Source organism: Ruegeria sp. SATB045 (assembly GCF_059613525.1).
In genome coordinates this window covers 39,377-63,230 of record NZ_JBXWSR010000021.1, presented here as the reverse complement: position 1 = coordinate 63,230, position 23,854 = coordinate 39,377, and the positions used below count along the sequence as shown (strand labels likewise).

The window sequence follows — 23,854 nt, the reverse complement described above, 5'->3', positions numbered from 1 at the left end:
GCCAGGGATTTCCTGCTTGCTTGCGAGGTCAGTGATCTTCCTTTGGGAGAATCCGCTGAGGCGCGCGACGACTGCTGTCTTGATGGGAGGAGGCCGGTTGGCCAGCCCATCAATCAGCTCAAGGTTTTCGAATGAAGCAGGGCTTCGGACTGCTCGTTTAGCCATTGTTTTCATGTCCCATTATTGTTGTTTACGGCCCTGTCCTGTGCTGTCAGTGGAAACTGAGAGGTTGAAGCGGCAGAGCTTGCGGCCAAGATGACCAATCTGGCGGAGCCGCTTCGATCTCCCGGCGAACGCCCAATTGCATTTCAGGCATCCCTGCCCCGAAATTTCTTGTGTTTTCTGATGAACGAGTTTTCATTTTCTCCTCGCAACTTCGTTTGCGTGTAAGGAGCAGTTAGGCGCGGCAACTCAAAGCTGGGAGATTGGTTTGAATCCCTATTTTAAGACCGAAACTGAATCGACTGGTTCGATTCCACCTCACAAAGATGGATTCGCGGTGTTCGGGATCGTGAGTAATTTTCTGATTCAGCAGCTTGTGTACTGCACTGGAGGCTGGTCGCCTTTTGGGATTGGTTCAGCTCACCCGGCGTAATGGGATCAGCCGAAACAAAGTTGGACCGAGCGTTCAGGTTGAAAAAAAACAGACCGGAAAAACGTAGGTGTTCACCTCTTGCGTGCGTACAAATCCTCGAGGAAGTGATAAGGTGCGGTGTCCCGAAGCCGTCGCACGAGTTCAGGATCACTCAAGCGATCCCGTCCGTAGGTTTTCAGAAGATGACGCACGAAAAGAAGAAGCGCGATTGTCGCTCCGGCACTGGCAACAATAAGAGTGATTTCCCAAATCGTCATCTTAGTTCCTCCACACTTGATAGGTGTCGAACATGAAAAATCGGATTTACAGTTTAGGCACGTGGTGGTTTTGCGCACCTGTTCATGCTGACCAATAATTTCTACCGGAAAGACCTTAAACCGACTTCTTTTGGTGGCATTGCGCGTACTCTTCAAAAGATTACGCGTTCTCTTCGAGCCAGTCTCTCATACGATCTTCTTTCGTCGCAATAAGTTCTGAAACATGCCTATCCAGGGCCTCAGCATCTGCATCGGTCAGCTTATCACGCTGTTCGAGCAAAAGGTCGATGACTACCTTGCGGGGGAGTTGCCACAGTAACTTTTCCAATGCCCGAACTTCTTCCTTCAAATGTTTCTGTTCTGAATTGGTCACTTTGCCGTTCATTTGATCGCGCTCCACTTTCTATCTTGGTTTGCGAGCGGCGCAGTTGCGCGACGCCGCTCCGCATCTCGTCAGGACGACGCACCAATCAGCAATTGCGCCTTCAAGCGTGCCCTCAGGCGATTTCGGAGAAACTGAAACTGGCTCCATGCCAGAATTTGGAGACGTAGCCGCTCCAGTTCGCTGTCGATCAGTACATCTTCTTCAGTGTCCATCTCGAGCACCTTGTTTCCGTACCCCGCGCACCGAGCGTTTGCAACGGAGACGAGATCTTTGCCGATCATTGCGATACACGCATCGTCCCGCTCATCGAGAACGTCGCCGCGTTCCAGCCGCTCGAGCATATGCGAAAAGCTGCGCCGCATCAGCCCGCGCGGAATTGGCCCATGCCGCGCGCAGTCGTCTGCAAAAGCGGCCGCTTGCGAGATCACGCAAGCACCCAGCTCCTCGAGCGTATGTTCCCGGCGAATGTATGTGTAGCTCATCATGATCTCCTCACGCCGCCGCTTCAGTCTCAGCCACTACAGGCGTGAGCGTTGGTTCATCAATTCTGGCGATCAAAGCTTCCAGCTGGTCAGTCAGCCCGCAGATGACCAGTACCGCCGGATCTTCCGGTGAAATCTCAGCGAAAAATCCGCTTTCAATACGGTCCGGATCACCGACGTGCTCCAGAGTGAGCAGGTCGCGCAGCCATTCCAGGCCACGGCGATGTTGGACCGTGTAGGCGTTGGCAGTTGCGACCGACGCGCGCAATCGCTGCAGGCGCATCAGGGCTGCGGATCCACCGAGCAGCAACACTGCATGTTGAAGATCGAGATCAGCAGATTCGAGGAACACGCCGACCTGCGTCAGGATTTGGTTGTTATTCATTGGGAATTACCCTGTGTTTACGCCGCCCCCATCGGACGACAAGCGCGCAGGCGGGGGCGTTCTCCTTTCACCCTGCACGTAGTTTCTGTTGATCTGAGCTCTGAGCTTTCTCTCATCTTGCTGCTCACAAAGACGTAGCAAGATGAGAGGAAGTCAGGGCCGGGATACTTCACACCTTATTAGGCACGCGACCGATCGAAGTGAGGAGGCGCCGAGGGCTATTGAGTAGATCTTGCCGCCTATGCCGCACTTGTTATCAATCTGGGGCGCGGTGAATTTTATCGCGATCACGTTTGCATTGTCTGGGTCTTGCATTCTCGATCCAGCTGCGGAACCGCGTTTTCAACAAAGGCGCCGAAGGCTTTTTTGTTCGGTCTCGATTCAGCAATTTTCGCGAGGATGTCTTGCGCTTCCAATCGCCGGTAGCGATCTGCGTTCAGCTCATAGAAATGTCGGCTTGTCTTGTGGGCGTGACCGCAGAGCGCTTGCGCGACGCGTAGATCCAGATCGGAGTCCTCCACCACGGCATCATATGTGAGACTACGAGCGATATGTGGCCCGTGGCCGGTCAGTCGCCGCATGTTTTCCCATAACCAATTGTCACCGAAAGGTTTCCAACCGCGAGCAGGATTGCCGAATAGTGCCGTTCCGATCCGCGCCTCATAGACGGTCCATAGATGCATTTCGCCGACTCCCATTAGTAGCGTCGCATCCAGATAAGGGATCAGACAATCTGCCAGTCGACCGTTGATGAATGTTCCGGTCTTGGACGTCTCGATCTCCACGCTCCAACCTTCACTATCTCTATGGAATTCCTTACCGATCCGCCCGGTCCGCAGGTCGAGAGAGCGCAATGGCAGTTTCGCCAACAAAGCCATAGCGCCAGCAAGCGCGTAGTCACGACGACGGGTACGGATATGATCCTGGTGAGGAGCCTGTCGAAGTCGCGCATGGGCAATTTCTGCGAGGTCAACCAGATTCAATGGGTTCTGTGCCAAAGCCACCTCCTTCCGACGCAGATCGGACGAGGACTCGAGTTTCAATGCATTGTGCGTTTCCATAAGCGCCTCGCGAATTTCGCTGGGATAGTTGGCGTGTTTTGCAAAGCCTGCGAGTGCGTCGCAGTAATTTGCTTTGCTTCGCGTTTTGATGTCGCTGTCGAAGACGTCTTCGGCGAAGGCTTTCGCCGTCTCCATCGAAAGCTCCACTGGCATTTGCCTGCTATTGGTGATCCGAACCAAGCGTCGCAGAGCGCAGGACAACAATTCGATCCGGGCACTGGACAACCCGTTGGGCTTATCGGACCGCGCGGCGATCCGAGCCATTTCCGTATAGAAAGGTTCCGGAAGGTCATGAAACGAAGGCTTCTTATGCGGAGGCGATTTTGAGCGGGTAACCGTTCGACGTATGCGTTGACATTGTTGTAGGAAGATTGTGTCCGGGTTCTCCGGATCAATTTCCGACATCAATTCAGCCAGAAGCCCGAGGTTACGCGCGTCTGCCTTGAAGCTTTGCATTGTGGCATCCTCAAGTCGAGGCATCGACTGACGCCAGCGCATCCAGCGATCGGCAAGACGGATCAGCGAAGGCTCGCAGACCTCCTGCAACTCCGATTGGATTGCGAGAAATCGCGACCAGTGCGGTGCACGAAAGACGAGTTCGAGTGGGCGGCGGTCAAATGCGCCGCTCTCGATTGCCCACTCCATGCCCTCTTCGGTTTCAAACGCGTATTTCCGAAGCAGCCCCGCCTGACTATTCAGGCTGTTTTCTTGCCACCCGTCCGCCCTCAGGCGATCAAAAAAAGCCACTCCAGTCTCCCGCGATAGCTTTTCCGCATAACCATGATGTCGCGCGGTCTCGATGAGACCGCGAAAGGCTGAGGAAAGAGCATGCCTACTCGGGTGAAGACGTTTTGCATAATAGGCCCGTCCGGTATCGACATCGGCGAGATACCGACGCATAGGCAGCGGCAATTCCTGTTCCGTGATCAGATACTTCATCTGTTTTTCCCTTTTGCGAGTGCGTTGTTGACGGCATCCAATCCATCCTGGCCGCGTTCAATCGCTGCAGTTTGGTCAAAGAATGCGTAAGTCTTCGAAACCGTGGCTGCAGAGTTGTTGAGAAGCGCGGATATGACGTTCATGTCGGCGCCGGGCTGATTGATCAGGATCGAGGCGATGGCGTGACGCACCTGATGCAACTTCATGTATGCATCGGCCGATGCGGTGGCGTAACGCCAGGCATCAGCCGCGTTGCTGTAGCGGGCTCCCCCAAGCAGCAGACGTGGATCCGGGTTGTGAAGCCGCTTCATGAAGAGTGGGCGCGCTTTGTTTAGCCACCATTCCAGGATGCAACGAGGATCAACCTTGCCGCGTTTCTTGATCAACGCTGTCAGAGCTTTCTTGTTTTTCATCATTTCCTTTGGAATGGCGAAGCTGACGGTTCGCGAACCAATCGGGAAGGAAACATTAGCCTTCTCGCCAGTGACTGACAGATTGACGAGTGTATCGACCCTAAGTGGCATAAAGGTCAAAACAGCGGCCATAGCAGCGGCAAGCGACAGCCTTACAGCACGAGCCTGATCGCCCATCGACAGATCACGGTAATTCTGGATCAGCGGCACAGCCTGGCTATGAAATTCACCTGCGAGAGACAGAAACTTTTCGACACGCCGAGGTGACGTGACAAGGCGCCGGCAGAACGCCTGGTTTGCCTCCGTCATGGTGTCCCAATTTTTGAAATATTCGGTCTCAAAGAACTCTTTTTGAACTTTTGAGAGTTCAGGGTGAAACTCACGGGCGAAACGAAATGCTGTACCCATATTCTTTTTGAGCGTTCTGGCACCGAGCGGTTTCCAGTAGTATTCGCCGCCTACTTCCGCATCGAAGGCCGCAAACAGGTTATCCGCCGTGGTCAACTTCGCAATGGATTGGCCACCGCTCAAATCCAATCGACCGAGTTCACAAAGGCAGGTAAAGTACCAGTTCAGATCTTCCCCAGCAGATTTGACGGTCTGCGGAGAAAGTGGTGCGCGACGACGTCCTGCCAGGAGCCCTTCATAGGGGCGACCGAGGCTCATCGTCGCCTGGTATTCTCGAATGGCCGACGTGATTTCGGTCGGTAGAGCCGGCGTCACGCGGTGGCGTGTGGCCTTGGGAATCTCACCGATAACAGATGGCAAAAGCGAGGGTCCGACAATCTCCGGGAACTCATGCAGGCGATCCAGCAGACGCGCAGCTTTACGAATTGCGTTCTTGCGACCCTGATCGTGACAGTCTTTCATCCAGAGGTGCAACATATCAACATTCAGCCGCGCCGGCTGGACTTCTTGCCAGACTTGTCAGAACGGTCAGGGCAATAAGTTCTGGTGTTTGGATGTTGTTGCCTTTTCGACGCGGTTGGATCAGAGCGGTTGCGGCTTTCTGGAGCTGTGACCAGTCGTCCTCCAGCCCTCGCAAACGCTTTTCTTCGGCGCGCAATCCTGACGCGTGCGCCATCAGGCTCTTTACGTTGCCGTGCCACGTTTCAAACTGCTTGAAAGTGTCGAATCCTTCGGGCGCATCCTTGTTAGCGATGTGACTTGACCATCGTTTGACGAAGGCATCGACATCGATCGGGATCATCGCCAGCGGACAATTATACGCTGGCAATTTCCTACATTTGTTTGCGGATCCCCGGATCTTTTTCGCGTTTGCATGCGAATATGGGTAATCTCCGGCGTCGAGTTTTTCGACGGCTTGCTCGAGGGTCATCTGCATTAGTGCCTCCATCATTGGTGTTGTTTTTTGGCGATAGTGACGCGGTTGTTCTTGGAAATTCGGGTGATCTTCTGAGATGCGTTTTGAGGTTCTTTTTGCGAATTTCGGCACTCTGGAAACGAAATGAGGAAAAGGGCTACAAAACGTATTGAGGTGAGGTTTTGTGGGCGTATTCCTCATTTTTTCCAGATCGGGCAAAGGTGCGAATTGCGGTGTTTTCGGCCTCACACAGCATCAAAAAGCCCCTCAATCTGGTGCTTCCGGAACCGGATCGAGCCACCAATCCGGAGACTTGGAATGATGTTATCGCGGGCGTAATTGCGGATGGTTGCCGGAACGCAGCCGAGTTCCGCAGCAAGGTCTTTGCCGGTCAGCAGTGGCTCAAGCAGCGCCGGATGTTGATCTTGATCCAGCATCTTGGCATGGGGCACGCCTTCGACCCGCCAGACATCCGTGATGGCATAGCGTGGCCGCTTCCATGGCCCGGGTGCAGGACGGATGCTGTATTCGCGCAGCACCCGGCGCACCGTGTCCGAATGCAGTTGCCATCGGTTCGATATCTGGGTCTGGGACAGGCTTGGCAAGCCGGTCAGCGCTGCGGAGTGGATTCTGAGTGTGGATAGTCGCTTCATAAAGATCAGATGGGTCCACAACGCCGATCTGGGAAAAAATTGCCGAAACCTTTTCTCCAATCGCCGTGGAAGACCGGCGCCTAACAATTAGGAACTATGGGGATCTTTATTAACTCGTCGCGGATGGAGACTTTGTGAAAACTGTTTTCGGACCACTTTGTTCCTTCGTGGCGAACACGGATGCGGACATCGGTGACGCCCGGACCTTCACCGTTTTGACAGATCACGGCAGCGTATTCATGAGACTTGAGAGCGCTCCACTTTCTCAGGAGCCGCTTCAGTTTAGGCTTGAATCCTCGCATGTCAGGTATGGGAGCGTCGCGAAAACCTTCCCAACCACGATTGTGAAGAACCGCTTGAAAGAGCGAGAATTCCGGCCAATCCATTTTTTCGTGCAGTGTCAACAAGGTGATGAAACCGGGCTCTAAATCGGTGTTCATGCGGGCGATGTCTTTAGTGTGCATGAGTGCATAGGATCTTCGCGTGGACATCATTGCGGCGGCATAAATAGAAAACTGCCAAACAAGGACTGTTGGTTTGCCCGCCTGAACTTCCAACACGTCGAAGAGATCCGTCTTCATTTGCAGATCGTGGATCGCATTGTCGAGGAAACGAGCACTTTTGGACTTTGGCGCAAAACCCAATTTCCGAAATGTATTCACCGTGTGGTAGTGCCGACAAAGGTACTTGTCTGCGTATTCATACCTGATCGGCTCCTCGTAGAGCACGACCTTCGGCCATTCATCCTCTTCAAGATGCTGCAGATATATTAGCGCGATCAGCAGCTTTTTTGCACTGGGTCCCAGCGGCGATAGTTTGATGTATTCAGCCATCGGACGAGAAATGATGAAGCGGCCATTGTCTTTGGGCATGTCGTTCTCCGTAATTCGTATGTCGAACAAGTCGTACCGACACGCCCGCTCCAAAGACGGTTTGATAGGTGTGTGAAAACACCGGATCGACGGTGCGCGAGACCCGGAACGTGATCTTTGTCACCCGGAGGATCGCTTCATTATCCCGGATCGATGCGACACAGGGTTCTATAAACTACTGCCACTAAACAAATTTTCTGACCACGAAGTCTTGGAAGTGCCTGAAATCAGGAAATCAACAAATGGCCTGCGGCCCATTTGGGTTTGGATTTTTTCAGGACTGACAACCGTCGAGCAAAAAATGTTCAAAAAATTACTTCTCGCTTCCAGTTCTGATCCCACTTCCTGTTTACGAGACAAACCGCAATCAAAGAGAAACCTATGACTTTAAAAGAGTACCTGTCGAAATATACGGTTAATACTATTGCCAATGGAGCATTGCTCCTGGACCAAGATGGTCGGACCATTCGGTTCACGCTATCAATGAACGAGTGTTCCGTTTTGGGATTGCTTTGTTTCCGCGGCGATTGGAGCGATAACTTTGGTCGCCCTGGTCTGATGCCCTTGATTGAAAAAGTGAGGTTCGATGGAGTTGTAAACTTCTCGGTCGAACACTCCAACTTGCCGCAGGAGTTCATGCAAACCATTTATGACGTTCTGCGAGAACGTTTGGCACCCGAGAAACTCTATGTGTTTGAAGAGGCAGAAGGCTGGATGTTAACAGCATTCAATTCGAAGCCATTGGGCGGATTTGATGGAGTATTCGCTTAGCCCCAGCGATTGTTAACCTCCGTCTTTTCAAAATTGGAAATAGAGCAAATGCAACTTGCCGATCACATATCTGGCAAGTTGTTTTTTTGCCAAGTCCTGAAGGCGTTTTCGGTAGTTCGCTTCTCGACAAGTTTCATCTGCGGCTTCAGCGGAGGCGGCGGAAAAGACTGAACTGGAAGGACTGTCTTTTGCCAGAGGGAGTTTGATGCAGGTGATGGCGGTGCGCCACGATCTCGAAGCTTTCGCCCAGTATCTCGGCGAGGTCGCTTGGACTATATCGGACGACCGGCAGGCCGCTGCACTTCTCCGGCCCATCTGGCGCAAAGGTGGCAATGATCACATGGCCGCCAACACTCACCGCTCTTGGTAGACTTTTCAGATAGGCCGCCCGCTCCGCTGGATCGACAAGGAAATGGAACACCGCCCTATCGTGCCACAGGTCGTAATGGCGATCAGGCACCCAAGAAGTGATGTCTGCCGAAATCCATTTCACGGCTTCACCGGCCTGTCCAAGCCGGTTCCGGGCTGTATCCAAGGCGACCTGCGATAGATCGAGGACTGTGATATCGTGGAGCCCCATAGCGAGTAGAGAGCTCGCAAGACGGGATGTTCCTCCGCCAATGTCGATGACTGATGAATTCGCGGTTGCGCCAGACATCTCGATCAGTTCGAGTGAGAGACGTGGATCATCCTGATGCCAACTCAACTGGGCCTCGGACTTCTCGCCATATACGACGTCCCAGTGTTCCTTTCTTTCGACCGTCATATCTCCACGCTCCAGCAACTTAACGTGGCGAAAGCACTCTTCGAAAGACTGCTCTGCCGGGTTTGCCTATCTGCCTTCCTTATAGTCCGCGGAAAGCAGTATCGGCTTAAATCAGAAAAAGAAGGCGGCTAACACATTTTAGCGGCTTGGCTTTCTTTTTTGCTGATGACTTACCGAACTATTCTCAACCAAATGTACATCTCGAGGTACGATTCAATCGCCGCCATTCGCGGCAACCGTAAAGAGTTTCAAACGCACGGCGGTTCCGTTTGCAGTATACGTTAACGTTGCCGATCAAGCTGCCTCGTAATGGTTGAACACTTCCGTGGTGTCATCCTTGCGGATCAGGAAGACCGAATAGGCTTCTCGCTCACTCTCCGGCCCCATACCGGGTGAGCCATAGGGCATGCCTGGCACTGTCAGCCCGACCGCATCGGAGCGCTCGGCCAACAAGCGCCGGATATCGGTTGGTGGGACATGGCCTTCGATCACGTAGCCCTCGATCAGGCCGGTATGACAGGATGCCATGTCCTCCGGGACACCCATGGTAGCTTTATATCCAGTCAAAGTCTCCCATGAAGCGTTCTGCACCTCCACCTCGAACCCCTCGCGCCGCATGATGTTAATCCAGGCGGCGCAACACCCGCATTCGGGGTCCTTGAGGACCTGCATCAGTGGTTTGGTCGATGCTACTGTAGGCGAGGCCAGAGCGATGCCAGAAGCGCTGAGGCCGGCTAAGAAAAGGCGGCGGTCAAGTTTCGTGGCGGTCATGTCATTTCCTTCCGTGTGCGCGCCTACATTGTGATATTGGGTTCTATGACCGAATTCGCTGGCAAGAGCCATGATATGTGTCAAGCGGGTGATCATCAGCCACCTTGCATCTGCTTGCTTTCGGTGCGCACCGCCTGCATGTCGCAGCCGCTTGGATGGGGTGAGCGCGACTTTGATGATTTAAGGCAAAGCAACCATTAAATCTTGAAACCAGTATAGCAAAGCACAGGTGATGCCCTCAGAAAACCGACAAGTGGAAAACTTGGGTTTATATTTTCGCCCCCCTCAGACGTAGCGCATTCAGTACCACTGAAATCGATGAAGCACTCATAGCGAAGGCGGCGAACATCGGGCTGATCAGGATGCCGAAAAGCGGGAACAGAAGACCCGCCGCCACCGGAACGCCCAAGGCGTTATAGATCAGGGCAAAGAATAGATTCTGCCGGATATTGCGCATGGCAGCGCGAGCCAGCCTTCGGGCGCGCACGATGCCATCGAGGCTACCGTTGACCAGCGTGAAGCCTGCACTTTCGATTGCCACGTCAGCGCCAGTCCCCATTGCGATGCCTACATCGGCCTGCGCTAAAGCGGGTGCGTCGTTCACCCCGTCACCGGCCATGGCGACCTTTGCGCCTTTCTCCTGCAGTTCGCGAATTATTCGGGCCTTGTCCTCGGGTAGAACGTCGGCACGAATCTCGTCGATACCCAGACGTTCGGCCACCGCATTTGCAGTGCGTTCGTTGTCGCCAGTCGCCATGATGATCCGGAAGCCGAGCTCGTGCAGTGCCTTGAGGGCGGCAGGTGTTGTTTCCTTGACCGGGTCGGCGACGCTGACCAACCCCGCCACTGAACCATCAAGCATCACGAACATCACCGTTTCGCCGTCATCCCGACGCGCATTGGCCTTGGCCGTCAGTTCGGCCGCCTCGAGTCCGAGATCGGTGACCAGTTTCAGGTTGCCGAGCGCGACGGGGCGGCCATCCACCGTGCCTTTCACGCCTTTACCGGTCACCGCCTCGAAGTCACTGGCGTCGGACAGGGCCACGCTACGTTCCTCGGCTCCTGTGACGATTGCCTCAGCTAACGGGTGCTCCGAGCCCTTCTCCAGCGTTGCGGCCAGCCGCAGCACCTCGACTTCGTCATGGCCAGGTTCGGGTAATACAGCCACAAGCTTTGGCTTGCCCATGGTCAGCGTGCCAGTTTTGTCGACGATCAAAGTATCGACCTTCTCGAACCGTTCCAGAGCTTCGGCGTTCTTGATCAAAACTCCGGCTTGTGCACCTCTCCCCGTGGCCGTCATGATTGACATCGGAGTGGCCAAGCCAAGCGCGCAAGGGCAAGCTATGATCAGTACCGACACCGCTGCGATCAAGGCGTAGGAGAGCGCCGGAGCCGGTCCCCAGACTGCCCATACTATAAAGGCCATTAGAGCAATGCCAATGACCGCTGGCACGAACCATCCGGCAACTTTGTCGGCGTATTTCTGGATCGGTGCGCGTGAGCGCTGCGCGTTGGCCACCATCTCGACTATCTGAGACAACATTGTGTCGGAGCCCACTCGGGTTGCTTCGATCACAAGGCTACCGGTGCCGTTGATTGTGGCCCCTGTGACCGGCTCGCCGTGTACCTTCTCGACTGGAACCGGCTCGCCAGAGATCATGCTTTCATCAACAGATGAGCGTCCTTCGAGCACTACTCCGTCTACTGGCACCTTGTCGCCGGGGCGCACGCGAAGTCGGTCGCCTAACTGTACTTCTTCAAGCGGGACTTCCTCTTCACTACCGTCAGGGCGGATAATACGGGCGGTCTTTGCGGCCATGTCCAGCAAAGCGCGGATCGCCTTCCCGGTGCCTTCGCGGGCCCGCAGCTCCATCACCTGACCGAGAAGAACAAGTGTAATGATGACTGCAGCCGCTTCGAAATAGACCCCAACATGGCCTTCTGAATCTCGAAAACCGTCCGGGAATATGTGGGGCATCAATATGGCGACAACGCTGAAAAGCCACGCGGCCGAAACCCCCATGGCAATCAACGAGAACATGTTCAGATTCATGGTGCGAAACGAATTCCAACCCCGTTCCAGAAACGGCCAACCGCACCACAGAACAACAGGCGTGCCAAGCACCAGTTCGATCCACAGTGTTGTGCGCTCACCAAATACCTCGCGCACGCCTGAGAGCCCCACAAAGGGGCCCATAGTTAAAACCAAAAGCGGAAGCGTCAGAGCCGCACCTACCCATAGGCGCCGGGTGAAGTCCACCAGTTCCGGGTTCGGCCCCTCGTCCACCATCGCCGCGCTTTCCAGCTCCAACCCCATGCCGCAGAGTGGGCAGGACCCAGGATTGGTTTGCCGCACCTGCGGATGCATCGGGCAGGTATAAACGGGTCCGTCGTACCCTGCCGGAACGATGTCATATTCACTGCTGGCAGTTTCCGCGAATTCGTCGCTGTGATGCGCATGTTTGTCTACGGCGTTCTCAGGTACAAGATGCATTCCGCATTTGGGACAGTCGCCCGGCCCAGATTGGCGCACGTCAGGATGCATTGGGCAGACATAAGCGACCTCGGTGACAACGTTCGCGTGGGTTCCGATCTCATGGTTTTCTGTCATGTTCTGATCCCTAATTTGAGCCTTAGTGCCGAACTGATGGTCTAAATCATCCTTTTTGAGAGGTCGGAAAGTGCTGAATCCAAGGGGTTTTCAAATAACCAACAGGAAGCACAAAACAAGTTTATCCAACATTGGACCGACTCTTTTGAGCGGAGCCACAGATCGTAGGAAAACGATCCTATTGTCGGGTGGCTCCCACTATACTTGTTTTTAGTTTGCAGCGTCGCGGATGTATGAGTGCAACGGCCGTGCACTCAATTCATTCGGAATTTACTGCCGTAGATGTGACTTAATTCTTCATAATCGCGCCGATCGCATACATACCACCATCGCTTTTGACCAACATCAGTGTGACTTCGTCACCGGCGCTGATCTCACCCATCATCTGGGCATTCTCAAGAAGCTGCAAATCCATCGTCATCGCGGGCCACCCGATCTCGGGGATCGGATCATGGCTAACGTTAGCGGTTTCGTCGCCAATTGAGTTCACCAAAGCTTTTGCGTGAACCGCCCCTTCCATCTGTTCGGAAGACATGGACATGTTGGAATGGTCCATGCCCTGGTTCGTTTGCGCGATGCTGGTTGTCGTAGACACGGCCAATAGGGCCACAATAGCAGTCAAAGTTCTCATCAGATGCTCCTGTTTCAAGGTTGTGGGTATTATTCTGCCGGAAGCGCAGGGGGCCCTTCCTGGATCGTGTGGGAGATCTCTCGGTTCACGCGATTGAGCGCGAGCCGTTTCCAAATCACGAATATTGCGGGAATGACGAAAAGCGTAAGAAGGGTCGCTGTCACCATGCCCCCAATCATCGGCGCAGCGATCCGCTGCATGATTTCAGAGCCTGTACCGGTGCCGTACATGATGGGTATCAATGCTGCAAAGATCGTGGCTACAGTCATTACCTTCGGCCGAACCCGAAGAACGGCTCCTTCGAACACCGCGTCTTCGATATCGTCACGTGTCAGCTTTCGCTGTTCCGATTGCGCCAGCCCACGACGTTTCTCCCAAGCAAGATTGAGGTACAACAACATGACAATCGCTGTTTCCACCGCAACTCCCGCCAGAGCGATGAAGCCCACGAGCACAGCAATTGAGATATCGAAATTAAGATACCACAGGAACCAAACCCCACCTGCCAATGCGACCGGGAGCGCCGCAAGAATTATCCCGACCTCAATCACCCGATTGAACGCCAAGAAAAGCATTAGCGTGATGATTAGCAGGGTTGCAGGAGCAACGATCGTCAGCCTGTCCTGCATTCTCTCAATGTACTCATACTGCCCCGACCAGGTCAGCGAATAACCCGGAGGCAGGTTGACCTTTTCTGCAACCACCTCTTGTGCTTCGGCCACATAGCCGCCCAGGTCGCGCCCCGCGATGTCAATAAACACGAACCCAGTTCGTCGAGCGTTCTCTGATCGTATCATTCCCGGCCCGTCAACTATTCGAATATCGGCGAGAGCGGACAGTGGTACATGAGCACCCGACGGTGTGACGACAGGAAGATTTTCGAGCCGTTCCGGGCTGTCTCGCCATGCTTGAGGGTACCGTAGGTTTATAGGAAACCTCTCCAGCCCCTCCACAGATTCCGACACTTGCATACCGCCAATTGCGGTCTGAACTACGTCCTGAACTTCTCGAACACTCATCATGTATCGGGAGGCGGCATCTCGTTTGACGTCGATTTCGATGAAACGCCCGCCAACAGGTCGCTCTGCGTAGGCGGAAGCCGTTCCATCAATATCAGCGACCGCACGTTCTACTTCGATCCCTATATCTGTAATGACCTCCAAGTCGGTGCCGGATATTTTGACACCGACAGGAGTACGGATACCTGTCGCAAGCATATCGATGCGGTTCTTGATAGGTTGGATCCAAACATTTGTAACGCCCGGAACCTGAACGATACGATCAAGCTCATTTCGGATTTTCTCCATTGTCATGCCGGGGCGCCATTCTTCTTCCGGCTTGAGTTGGATTGTGGTCTCCACCATTGTCAGTGGTGCCGGATCGGTTGCAGTCTCCGCACGCCCAACTTTACCGTGAACAGTTTCGACTTCAGGCACGGTAGCTATCAGGCGGTTGGTCTGCTGCAGTACCTCACGGGCTTTTCCCGTCGAGATCCCGGGGTAGAAGCTCGGCATGTAGAGAAAATCACCTTCGTTCAACTCGGGCATGAATTCAGAGCCAATTCTCTGGTACGGGTACCACATGGACGTCACCAGAACGCCGGCCAACAGTGTTGTTGCCCATGGCCAGGCAATTGCCGCGTCCAGAAATGGGCGGTACACGAACACAACCAAGCGATTTAGCGGATTTTTTCGCTCCGGTAGAATACGCCCCCTTACAAAGTAACCCATCAAGACCGGAACCAGCGTTATCGAAAGGATGGCGGCTGCAGCCATGGCGTAGGTCTTGGTATAAGCGAGTGGCGAGAAGAGCCTACCTTCCTGATTTTCCAGAACGAAAACAGGCAAAAAACTAACCGTGATAATCGCCAGAGAATAAAAAAGGGCTGGTCCCACCTCAGAAGCGCACTCTTGCACAATCCGCCATCGGTTCTCTGCTGTGAGCTTTTCTTTTTCCAACCGCCTGTGCATCGCCTCGATCATCACAATCGATGCGTCGACCATCGCACCAATAGCGATGGCTATGCCGCCGAGCGACATGATGTTTGCGTTTACTCCTTGCGCCTTCATCAGAATAAATGCGGCAAAGATTCCCAGAGGGAGCGACAGAAGAATTACGAGGGATGACCGCAGATGAAGTAGAAAAGCCGCGCACACAAGAACAACGACGATGAATTCCTGCGTCAATTTCTTCTGGAGGTTATCGATAGCGCGCTCAATCACACCAGATCGGTCGTAGGTCGTTATGATTTCGACCCCTTCCGGCAGGTTTGAACGCAACTCTTCTATGCGCGCTTCCACCGCTTTGATCGTCGCTAATGCGTTCCCACCCCATCGCAGGATGACCACTCCGCCAACCGCGTCTCCTTGCCCGTCGAGCTCCCCGACACCACGGCGCATTTCAGGCCCCAGGCGGATTTCAGCAACGTCTCCAAGCGTTAGAGCGGCGCCGCGCTCGTTGACCATCAACGGCGCGCTTGCAAGGTCTGACAATTCGTCAATGTAGCCAGAGGACCTGACCATGAATTCGGCTTCACCCATCTCAATGACGCTACCGCCCGTCTCGCGGTTGGCCGCCTGAATAGCCGTCCTCAGTTGCGCAAGTGTTATGTCATAGGCACGTAGTTTGTTTGGGTCGACGACGACCTGGTACTGTTTGACCATTCCACCGATGGTGGCGACTTCTGAGACGCCTTCCACGGCTTGTAATTCGTATTTCAGAAACCAATCCTGCAGAGTCCTGAGCTGAGCCAGATCATGATTTCCGGTTCTGTCAACCAGCGCGTACTGATAAATCCACCCGACCCCTGTCGCATCGGGGCCAAGTTGTGGTGACACGCCTTCAGGCAAACTGCCGGTAATCTGGCCCAAATATTCAAGCACACGCGACCGCGCCCAGTAGAGGTCCGTCCCGTCCTCAAAGACGACGTATACAAAGCTGTCTCCAAAGAACGAGAACCCGCGAACGTCTTTTGCACCGGGTACGGCCAATAGGGCTGTCGCAAGTGGATATGTGATTTGGTTTTCGACAACTTGAGGTGCTTGCCCGGGATATGGCGTGCGAACAATTACCTGGACATCCGAAAGATCCGGGATTGCATCAACCGGCGTCTCGCGAATGGCCCAAATACCCGCAACTCCTATCATGAATGCGAGGGCCAAGATGACGAACCTGTTGGCGAGAGAAGAACGAATGATGGCCGTGATCACTGCGTAACACTCCCATCAAGCGCGACCTCTAACAGCGTCATCGAAAAGTCGGGATTGCGGCGAAGGATCAAAGAAACATCAATCCCTACAGGCAAGTTAGAAACATCAATCCCCTCCGCAACTGGGAAGTCCATGGTCATGCCCGGCATGCCGATCTCGACCATTGGACCGTGTGTTACGTTCGCGGTACGCGCGTTCGGGTCGATACTGTTAATACGGCCAGAAACCTGAAGCGGCGGTGCAATAGGCGTTGCCGCAGCCAACACCATTGTCATGCCATCTGCACGCGCGAAAGTCAGAGTCATTTCAGAACCGACTTCGAGCATGTTTGAGTCCAATGTTGGCTCTATTGGGAAATCCATGGTCATGCCCGGCATCCCGATCTCAGTCATCGGCCCGTGAGTGATGGTTGCAGTTCCTGCCTCAGCATTAACGAGGTTGATCGTGCCGGTGACTACAATCGGTGGAGCAGAAGTCGTGATGGTTTCTTCGGGTTCAACTGAATCCGTCGGCGGCGAGCCCTCTTCGCGAACTGCCACAATCGAGAACATCCCCCCTTCTCCCTCAGCCAGATCAAACTCAATTGGCATGTCGATTGGCACGGTAGTGAGATCTACTCCCACAACAGGCAAATCCATTGTCATGGCGGGCCAACCGAGCTCGGGGATCGGTCCGTGCTCGAGCGTCAATTTGCCGTCAGAAGTGACGGCGCGCGCGATTCCGGCTCCAGTTCCGGCAATACCATCGTCTGGTGCAAGCTCCATCAGGCTCAGAAGCCCATCCGCACCCCGCGCGATCACGAAAGCAACTGCGTCGCCAGCATTCAAACGGTCGAGCGACACACCAGACCTCACCGGAAACTGCGAAGTCATTGCAGGCCAATCGAGGCTTTCGAGAACATCGTGACGAACAGTTGCCATACGATTTTCGGCATCGAGTGAAACCAGGGTACCTGCCCCGCGTGCTGGTTCGGTATCCGTTGGTGCCATACGCGTGAAGCCCGCGCTCAAAGCACTTTCACTGTCGATTAGAAACTGTGCGGATGCGACAACTTCCTCGCCGGGTTCAAGCCCTTGTAGAACTTCTGTTCGTCCCCCCTCGCCGAAACTGTCTCGAAGACCTGTAGTCACCAGTCTCGGGCGAAAGGTACCATCGCCTGTTTTCAAGATGACGCGTTCCGCCGAACCAGTACGAATTAGCGCCTCTGATGGAACAGTGAGAACATTCCGGCTTTCATCCGGTATAAGGCTAACACTGCCAAACATGCCCGGCCGCAGTACGCCCTCTGAGTTATCGAAACTAAGCCTTACGGGAAGGGTTCGGGTTTGCGGATCAAGCTCAGGGTAAACATAGTCGATGTCGCCTTCGAAGGTGCGACCGGGTAGGTGCTCGAACCTTGCTATCGCGCGCATATCTTCCGACAAACGTGCAATATCTCGTTCAAAGACATCAACGATCAGCCATACTTCAGAAAGATCGGTTACCGAAAAAGCAAGCGTGCCTGGCTGCAGGTACATGCCATCGGCGGCATTCAGAGCTATGACGACACCGTTTTGAGGTGCCTCAATTTCCACATTTCGAACCAACTCACCGCCCGCCTCAATCTCAGCAACCTGACGAGCGGACATACCGTGGCTGATCAACTTATTGCGCGCCGCGTCCAAAATCCGCGGGTCACCAGCTTCGACTGCGCGTACAAGATCGCCGGTCGCAGCTGCGATCAGTGGTGAAAAGAGTTCAAATAATACTTGCCCCTTCTCAACCCGATCACCGACCGCTCGAACTTTCAGTTGCTCAATCCAACCTTCAACACGCGTATGAACGTGATTGGTCAGGTGTTCGTCAAAGCCGACGAAACCCACCGTCTCGATGCGAGGTTCGATATCAGTCATTCGTGCAACCGCAGTTCGCACACCAATTGCGTTGATTTCCGCAGCGCTCAAGGTGACTTCTTCAGGGTCGCCGGTAGGTTCCTGCCCAGAATAAACCGGGATCAAGTCCATACCCATCGGCGATTTTCCAGGTCCAGGCTGCCGAAAATTCGGATCCATCGGAGCTACCCAATAAAGGACCTCTGGTTCGTTCGACTGGCCCTGATCAATTGGATTCAGGTACAGTCTTTCAAGAATGACACCTCCACCCAGGCCAAACGCCAAGGCAAGTACTGATAGTGCCGCATATCTTCCACGCATAATAATCTCCTGACGGTCGCAGTGCACGCTCGAACCGAAACAACATGAAAACCCGCGCTTGCGGGCCTGTGGATGTTAGGAGATTTGTGGAGGGCGATCGGGCGTCAGGGGCGCTTGAGAGTTGTGGATGTCGGTATCCATGTTACGGTTTTTCTGGCCAAAAGCTTCAGCCAAAACCGCAAGCCCTACGTGGGTCGGATATTCACCAACACAACAGATACCGGAATGGCATTCCCCGCCATGGTTCACGTGGTCATCCGCGTGACGTTGATCAGTTGTAGAATGTAAAGGGCTATGGTCGTGTTTGAATTCTGCTGCTTTTGAAGCGATCGAAATGTCGTGTTGGTTGTGTGTGTCTGCGGTCTTAAAATCATTGTTTGCATACGCAACCGTGCCGACGACTGTAATCGCCAGGCAGACGCACAACAAAAGCGTTTTTCTCAAAACAGTGATCAAATCACTCACCATATCGTGGACGTAGTGCGATGGTGGCAAACGTACAAGCCCGAAGATAACAAAACTACATTTGTTAATGCCGCAGTCATTCGAAAACGGCGGAATGCCGCGGCTAAAGAAAGTTATTGCCCATCTTGGAGGCAGATCAAACAACGAGGGCAACTATGCTTGGCCCAGGTTTTTTAGAATTGGACAGTCGGGACGGTGGTCTCCGGCACATTCATTGATCAAATGAGACAACGTTTCATGCATGGCTTTCAGATCGGCAATTTTATCGTCGATCTCTTTTAAGTTCTGTTTGGCTATTTCTTTAACGTCTGCGCTTGCGCGTTCTTTGTCTTCGTACAACGCCAGTAGTGAACGGCAATCCTCAATAGTGAAGCCCAAGGAACGGGCCCGCCCGATGAAGGCCAGTTTATGCAGTTCTTTTTCGTCGAAATGGCGATACCCATTCAGGCTGCGCCTGGGTTTGATGAATCCGATATCCTCGTAATAGCGGATGGTTTTGGCAGGCAGACCCGAACGTTCTGCTACATCTCCGATATTCACAGCGGTTCTCCTATTCTATTCAGCAGGCGCTGATCGCAGCGCCTGCTCTTCATTCTGCGAGATCTGTTCTCGCCCATCTTTGATCGGCTTAACCCAGCGCAACCGCAGCGCGTTGGTCAGGACAAATACGCTGGACAGCGCCATGGCACCTGCAGCCAGAACCGGCGACAGCAACGGGCCGCCAAACGGATAGAGCACCCCCGCTGCAACCGGTATGAGTAGCGTGTTGTAGCTGAACGCCCAGAATAGGTTTTGGCGGATGTTACGCATGGTGCGCTGACTAATATCGAAGGCGTTGACCACGCCTGTGAGGTCGCCTGACATCAGAACGACGTCAGCCGCCTCGATGGCGATGTCAGTGCCTGTCCCGATCGCAATTCCTACGTCAGCCGCCGCCAGAGCGGGGGCATCATTGATGCCATCACCTACAAAGGCCAGTTTTCCGCCATTTGAGCGCAGATCTTGCAACGCGGATACTTTACCCTCGGGCAGAACCTCGGCCACGACATGATCGATGCCAAGCTGCGCCGCGATGGATTTGGCTGTAGCGGTATTGTCGCCGGTAATCATCGCTACTTTCAGCCCCAGACCGTGCAAAGCTTCAATTGCGTCTGGCGTGGTGGTCTTGATTGGGTCCGCTACGGCGATGACGGCTGCGATAACTCCGTCTACGGAGGCATAAAGTGGAGTCTTTCCGTTGATTGCGAGTTCAGCGCCCCGATCAGACAACGCGCCCATTTCTACCCCTTCGCGACTCATCAGGCGGTCGGCCCCGATCAGGATTGTATGGCCTTCGACTGAGGCGCTTACCCCATAGCCGGTGATCGACGTGAAGTCTTCTGGCTTGGGAAGCTCCAGACCACGGGCTTCAGCCGCGCGCACGATGGCCGTGGCGATTGGATGTTCAGATGTAACCTCGACGGCCGCCACAAGGCGCAGAACCTCATCCTCGGTCATTCCTTCTGCCACGATCAGGTCGGTCAGCTCGGGACGTCCTTCGGTCAAGGTCCCTGTCTTGTCTACCGCAACAACAGTGGTTTCCTGCAGCATTTGCAAGGCATCACCCTTTCGAAACAGGACGCCCATTTCAGCCGCACGTCCGGTGCCGACCATTATTGAGGTGGGTGTGGCCAACCCCATGGCGCAGGGGCAAGCAATGATCAGTACCGCAACCCCGGCTACCAACGCCAGGCTGAGCGCGGGATCGGGTCCGAACAGCATCCAAACCAGCACAGTCATTACGGCCACAGCGATCACTACCGGCACGAACCACAGCGTGATGCGGTCAACCAAGCCTTGAATCGGAAGCTTGGCACCCTGTGCTTGTTCGACCATCTGAATGATCTGGGCCAACATAGTGTCTGCGCCGATCTTTTCAGCCCGGTACGTCAATGCGCCCGCGCCATTGACTGTTCCGCCCACCACAGTTGCGCCCTCGGTCTTTTCGGCAGGAACCGGCTCGCCGGTGATCATGCTTTCATCGACATATGACGCGCCGGTCACTACGGCACCGTCCACCGCGATTTTTTCGCCCGGTCGAACGTGCACAATATCCCCTACAACGATCTGCTCGATCGGTAGTTCGACAACCGATCCGTCGCGCTCAACTCGCGCTGTTTTTGCCTGCAGACCGACCAGTTTTCGGATCGCTTCACCAGTTCGCCCCTTGGCGCGCGCCTCGAGGAACCGCCCCAGCAATATGAGAACCACGATCACCGCTGCGGCCTCGTAGTAGACGTTTGCGGTTCCGGCGGGAAGAACACCCGGCGCAAAGGTGGAAACAAGCGAGAACCCGTAAGCCGCCGAAGTGCCCAGAGCCACCAGAGAGTTCATGTCTGGCGCGCCTTTGAACAAGGAAGGGAATCCTTTGGTATAGAACTGCAATCCTGGGCCAAAAAGAACGAGCGTGGTCAGAAGAAATTGCAGGTAATAGCTGTTCTGAATGCCGATCGTGCTCGCTATCAGATGGTGCATGCCCGGAATAACATGCGAGCCCATTTCAAGTACGAAAACCGGCAAAGCGAGCAAAGCGGCAAAGCTCGTTCGCCGCGCCAAATAGCTGATCTCTGCCGCCTTGCGGTCTTGTGGTTCGGTCCGCGTCGCGGATCGCAGGCTCGCCGGATAGCCAGCAGATGCCGCAAGCGCCGCGATGGCTTCGGGTGTTGTGACTCCCTCAGCATAACGTACAGTTGCACTTTCAGTGGCCAGATTGACCGACGCGGACAAGACGCCATCATCCGCTTGCAATGCCCGTTCAACGCGCCCCACGCACGATGCGCAGGACATGTTCTGAATATCCAGCGTTACCTCTTCCGTCTGTGCCGGATATCCGGCGCTGTTTAACGCATCAGCAATGGCCGCTTTATCGGCTGGATCGCGGAAATCGACCTGAACGCTTTCGCTGGCGAGATTAACCGAAGCGGCATCTACCCCTGGCACATCTTTCAATGCGCGCTCAACGCGCCCTACGCAAGAAGCACAGCTCATACCCTGAACTTGAAACCGTGCATGTGAAATTTCAGTCATATTGTCACCACAAAGTAGTCTGCTGACCGGCAACATAAGGGTTCCAGCAAGAGGAAGGTCAAGTGATGAGGTTGACTTTCTTTCTCATCATCCATGACGAACCTAAATATCCCGGAAAGTATCTGCGGGCACTGCAAGTATTAGGTTCACATCAGTTTCCTTCCGTTTGTTCTGCCTTGGTGCGCTGCTCTTGCAGCTTGCGTTCCCGATCCGGCCAACTCTCCTTGATGAAGGTGAGGATGTCCCAGATATCCTGATCCAACAGAGTGTCCCCGAAGCCTGGCATGCCGCTTTTGACGTCCGCGACACCCATCTGTTTCAAAGTTTGGTCCCCGCCAAACTTTGTATAGTCGAACAACAGCTTGTCGCCGTGATGCCAGGTGTGCCCGGTTCGGTCATGCGGGGGCGCCCGCAAGACGCCATCCGGATCAGGTGTTTGCCAATCCTGCTGACCCTCCAAATTTACCCCGTGGCATGACGCGCAGTTTTCGGCGTACAAAACTGCACCACGTGCCGAATCCGCCGAAGCACTGTTCTGCGAACGCCCACTCAGGCCCCAGCCAGCGACCGCGACAATGATCACCACAGCAGCCAGTGACGCCCATTTCGCTGCGCTCTTGTTCATCACGCCACGCTCAGCCAGGTCTTCATACCAGCGGCCTGATGCGACAGCATGTGGCAATGAAACAGCCAGTCCCCCGGGTTATCCGCAACGAACGCAATCTCCCGCGTTTCTATCCGGTCAACCAGGATTGTGTCCCGCAGCGGCCCCAGGCTGCCGTTCGGCAGAACTTCCTGGAAGTGCGCCCCGTGCAAGTGCATAGCGTGCGGAAAGACGGTGTCGTTCTGCATCTGAATCCGGACTATGTCGCCACGCGAAACGGAAGCAAGCGGGTTTTCAGGTAACCCGGCGACACCGTTGAATGTCCAGATCTGCCCTTCCTGAACCAATTCATTGGTGCTCATGACTTGGCCGTTAAAAGTGCCTTGACGCAGTCCGCCCATCGCCCCGCCCTCCATCACCAATGGAACTGTCAAAGCGACAGTAACATCTTCGAGAAAGGATACAGGGTTGGGTGGCAGGGCTTCTATTGCACTGCGATTAGCAGATGTTCCGCTTCCCGAAACCGGGATCTCAGCGATGACAAACGATTCATCGCGTTCGTGAAGAGTTATTTGAACGGCTTCGCTCGATTCCGCTGTAACATCGACAATTAAGTCTGCTCGCTGTGCAGGCCCGAAAACAAGGGTTTCAAAATCCTCCGGCTGCCTTACAGGCATGCCATCATAAGCGACCAGTTTCCCGTTTGCGCCGCCTAAGGAGACATACATGATCCGATCAGTTGCCACGTTGACCATTCGAAGTCGCAAACGCTGGTTTGTCAGAACTTCTGTCATGGGCGATATGTGTGCGTGAACGTAGTTTCCCATTCGGCCTGCATGCGTCCAGTCATGCATCGCGCCGAAATCATCGACGATTTGGGCGTCCTGACCCAACCTCCAGTCATCCAGCAGGATCGTAATGTCATGATCCGTGTCCGGCGGGTCCATTTCGTCGACGATGAACGCGCCGTAAAGGCCCCTGGCCACTTGTTCCGTTGACTGGTTATGAGAGTGGTACCAGAAAGTTCCTGCATCCTTCAGAGGCAAGTCATACTGAAACTCGCCGCCTGTTTGCACGGCCTCCTGTGTAAGACCCGGCACCCCATCCATGTTGTTTGGAACCCGCAGTCCATGCCAATGGATTGCCGTAGGCTGAGGCAGTGAGTTCAGGAGTGTCCGGCGAACCGTTTCGCCCTGCCGGGCACGAATTTCGGGGCCCGGAACACCGCCATCATATCCCCATATCTCGGTTTCAGGATAGCTGCCGGGGGCAACACGTGCCAACCCTGAACGCGCCTCGATTATTCGGGGGGCGGTAGCCGCCCTCCCGATAGTCGGCACTGCGATTAGTGCCGACGAGCCTGCAACGAATTGCCTGCGATTGAGCTTCATGAGGACTTCCC

21 protein-coding genes are annotated in these 23,854 nt (G+C 54.5%); 1 reads left to right on the top strand and 20 read right to left on the bottom strand.

The window, feature by feature from the left end:
• Positions 1 to 666: 666 nt before the first annotated feature.
• The 9 genes from AC2FNR_RS11810 to AC2FNR_RS11770 form a co-directional block, all read right to left on the bottom strand.
• The gene (locus AC2FNR_RS11810) at positions 667 to 852 is read right to left on the bottom strand and encodes a hypothetical protein (protein ID WP_496849173.1); all 186 of its coding nucleotides are present in this window, start codon (positions 850 to 852) and stop codon (positions 667 to 669) included.
• 160 nt (positions 853 to 1,012) lie between these two features.
• Positions 1,013 to 1,237 carry a hypothetical protein gene (locus AC2FNR_RS11805; protein ID WP_496849172.1) on the bottom strand — a complete coding sequence of 75 codons (225 nt, stop codon included), beginning with the start codon at positions 1,235 to 1,237 and terminating at the stop codon, positions 1,013 to 1,015.
• 68 nt (positions 1,238 to 1,305) lie between these two features.
• On the bottom strand, positions 1,306 to 1,719 hold the full coding sequence (locus AC2FNR_RS11800) for a hypothetical protein (RefSeq protein WP_496849171.1): 414 nt from the start codon (positions 1,717 to 1,719) through the stop codon (positions 1,306 to 1,308).
• 10 nt (positions 1,720 to 1,729) lie between these two features.
• The gene (locus tag AC2FNR_RS11795) at positions 1,730 to 2,104 is read right to left on the bottom strand and encodes a hypothetical protein (protein ID WP_496849170.1); all 375 of its coding nucleotides are present in this window, start codon (positions 2,102 to 2,104) and stop codon (positions 1,730 to 1,732) included.
• A gap of 287 nt (positions 2,105 to 2,391) precedes the next feature.
• Entirely contained in the window at positions 2,392 to 4,104 is a 1,713-nt protein-coding gene (locus AC2FNR_RS11790) for a hypothetical protein (protein WP_496849169.1), read from the bottom strand.
• Entirely contained in the window at positions 4,101 to 5,402 is a 1,302-nt protein-coding gene (locus AC2FNR_RS11785) for a site-specific integrase (RefSeq protein WP_496849168.1), read from the bottom strand. The genes AC2FNR_RS11790 and AC2FNR_RS11785 overlap by 4 nt, the downstream gene beginning before the upstream one ends.
• 1 nt (position 5,403) lies before the next feature.
• On the bottom strand, positions 5,404 to 5,862 hold the full coding sequence (locus AC2FNR_RS11780) for a hypothetical protein (RefSeq protein ID WP_496849167.1): 459 nt from the start codon (positions 5,860 to 5,862) through the stop codon (positions 5,404 to 5,406).
• Positions 5,863 to 6,086: 224 nt separating this feature from the next.
• Positions 6,087 to 6,494 (bottom strand): helix-turn-helix domain-containing protein, encoded by a 408-nt coding sequence (locus AC2FNR_RS11775; RefSeq protein ID WP_496849166.1) that lies wholly within the window; start codon positions 6,492 to 6,494, stop codon positions 6,087 to 6,089.
• Between the two features lie 80 nt (positions 6,495 to 6,574).
• On the bottom strand, positions 6,575 to 7,366 hold the full coding sequence (locus tag AC2FNR_RS11770; protein ID WP_496849165.1) for a hypothetical protein: 792 nt from the start codon (positions 7,364 to 7,366) through the stop codon (positions 6,575 to 6,577).
• Between the two features lie 381 nt (positions 7,367 to 7,747).
• Between AC2FNR_RS11770 and AC2FNR_RS11765 the strand changes: the two genes are divergently transcribed.
• Positions 7,748 to 8,137, top strand: a complete 390-nt coding sequence (locus AC2FNR_RS11765; protein ID WP_496849164.1) for a hypothetical protein — start codon at positions 7,748 to 7,750, stop codon at positions 8,135 to 8,137.
• A gap of 145 nt (positions 8,138 to 8,282) precedes the next feature.
• Here AC2FNR_RS11765 and AC2FNR_RS11760 read toward each other — a convergent pair whose 3' ends face one another.
• The 11 genes from AC2FNR_RS11760 to AC2FNR_RS11710 all read right to left on the bottom strand — a co-directional run bounded on the left by AC2FNR_RS11760 (position 8,283) and on the right by AC2FNR_RS11710 (position 23,843).
• Entirely contained in the window at positions 8,283 to 8,903 is a 621-nt protein-coding gene (locus AC2FNR_RS11760) for a class I SAM-dependent methyltransferase (protein ID WP_496849163.1), read from the bottom strand.
• A 294-nt stretch (positions 8,904 to 9,197) separates the two neighbouring features.
• The gene (locus tag AC2FNR_RS11755) at positions 9,198 to 9,674 is read right to left on the bottom strand and encodes a DUF411 domain-containing protein (protein WP_496849162.1); all 477 of its coding nucleotides are present in this window, start codon (positions 9,672 to 9,674) and stop codon (positions 9,198 to 9,200) included.
• Positions 9,675 to 9,942: 268 nt separating this feature from the next.
• A complete protein-coding gene (locus AC2FNR_RS11750; RefSeq protein WP_496849278.1) occupies positions 9,943 to 12,219 on the bottom strand; it encodes a copper-transporting P-type ATPase in 2,277 nt (758 codons plus the stop codon).
• Positions 12,220 to 12,574: 355 nt separating this feature from the next.
• Entirely contained in the window at positions 12,575 to 12,916 is a 342-nt protein-coding gene (locus tag AC2FNR_RS11745; protein ID WP_496849161.1) for a copper-binding protein, read from the bottom strand.
• A 29-nt stretch (positions 12,917 to 12,945) separates the two neighbouring features.
• Positions 12,946 to 16,125, bottom strand: coding sequence for an efflux RND transporter permease subunit (locus AC2FNR_RS11740; RefSeq protein ID WP_496849160.1), 3,180 nt, complete (start codon positions 16,123 to 16,125; stop codon positions 12,946 to 12,948).
• Positions 16,122 to 18,281 carry an efflux RND transporter periplasmic adaptor subunit gene (locus AC2FNR_RS11735; RefSeq protein ID WP_496849159.1) on the bottom strand — a complete coding sequence of 720 codons (2,160 nt, stop codon included), beginning with the start codon at positions 18,279 to 18,281 and terminating at the stop codon, positions 16,122 to 16,124. Before AC2FNR_RS11735 ends, AC2FNR_RS11740 begins: the two co-directional genes overlap by 4 nt.
• Positions 18,282 to 18,392: 111 nt before the next feature.
• Positions 18,393 to 18,926, bottom strand: coding sequence for a hypothetical protein (locus AC2FNR_RS11730; protein WP_496849158.1), 534 nt, complete (start codon positions 18,924 to 18,926; stop codon positions 18,393 to 18,395).
• Between the two features lie 9 nt (positions 18,927 to 18,935).
• Positions 18,936 to 19,322, bottom strand: coding sequence for a Cu(I)-responsive transcriptional regulator (gene cueR / locus AC2FNR_RS11725; RefSeq protein ID WP_496849157.1), 387 nt, complete (start codon positions 19,320 to 19,322; stop codon positions 18,936 to 18,938).
• A 15-nt stretch (positions 19,323 to 19,337) separates the two neighbouring features.
• Positions 19,338 to 21,848 carry a heavy metal translocating P-type ATPase gene (locus tag AC2FNR_RS11720; RefSeq protein ID WP_496849156.1) on the bottom strand — a complete coding sequence of 837 codons (2,511 nt, stop codon included), beginning with the start codon at positions 21,846 to 21,848 and terminating at the stop codon, positions 19,338 to 19,340.
• Positions 21,849 to 21,999: 151 nt separating this feature from the next.
• The gene (locus AC2FNR_RS11715; protein ID WP_496849155.1) at positions 22,000 to 22,473 is read right to left on the bottom strand and encodes a c-type cytochrome; all 474 of its coding nucleotides are present in this window, start codon (positions 22,471 to 22,473) and stop codon (positions 22,000 to 22,002) included.
• Positions 22,473 to 23,843, bottom strand: a complete 1,371-nt coding sequence (locus AC2FNR_RS11710) for a multicopper oxidase family protein (protein ID WP_496849154.1) — start codon at positions 23,841 to 23,843, stop codon at positions 22,473 to 22,475. The genes AC2FNR_RS11715 and AC2FNR_RS11710 overlap by 1 nt, the downstream gene beginning before the upstream one ends.
• Positions 23,844 to 23,854 lie beyond the last annotated feature (11 nt).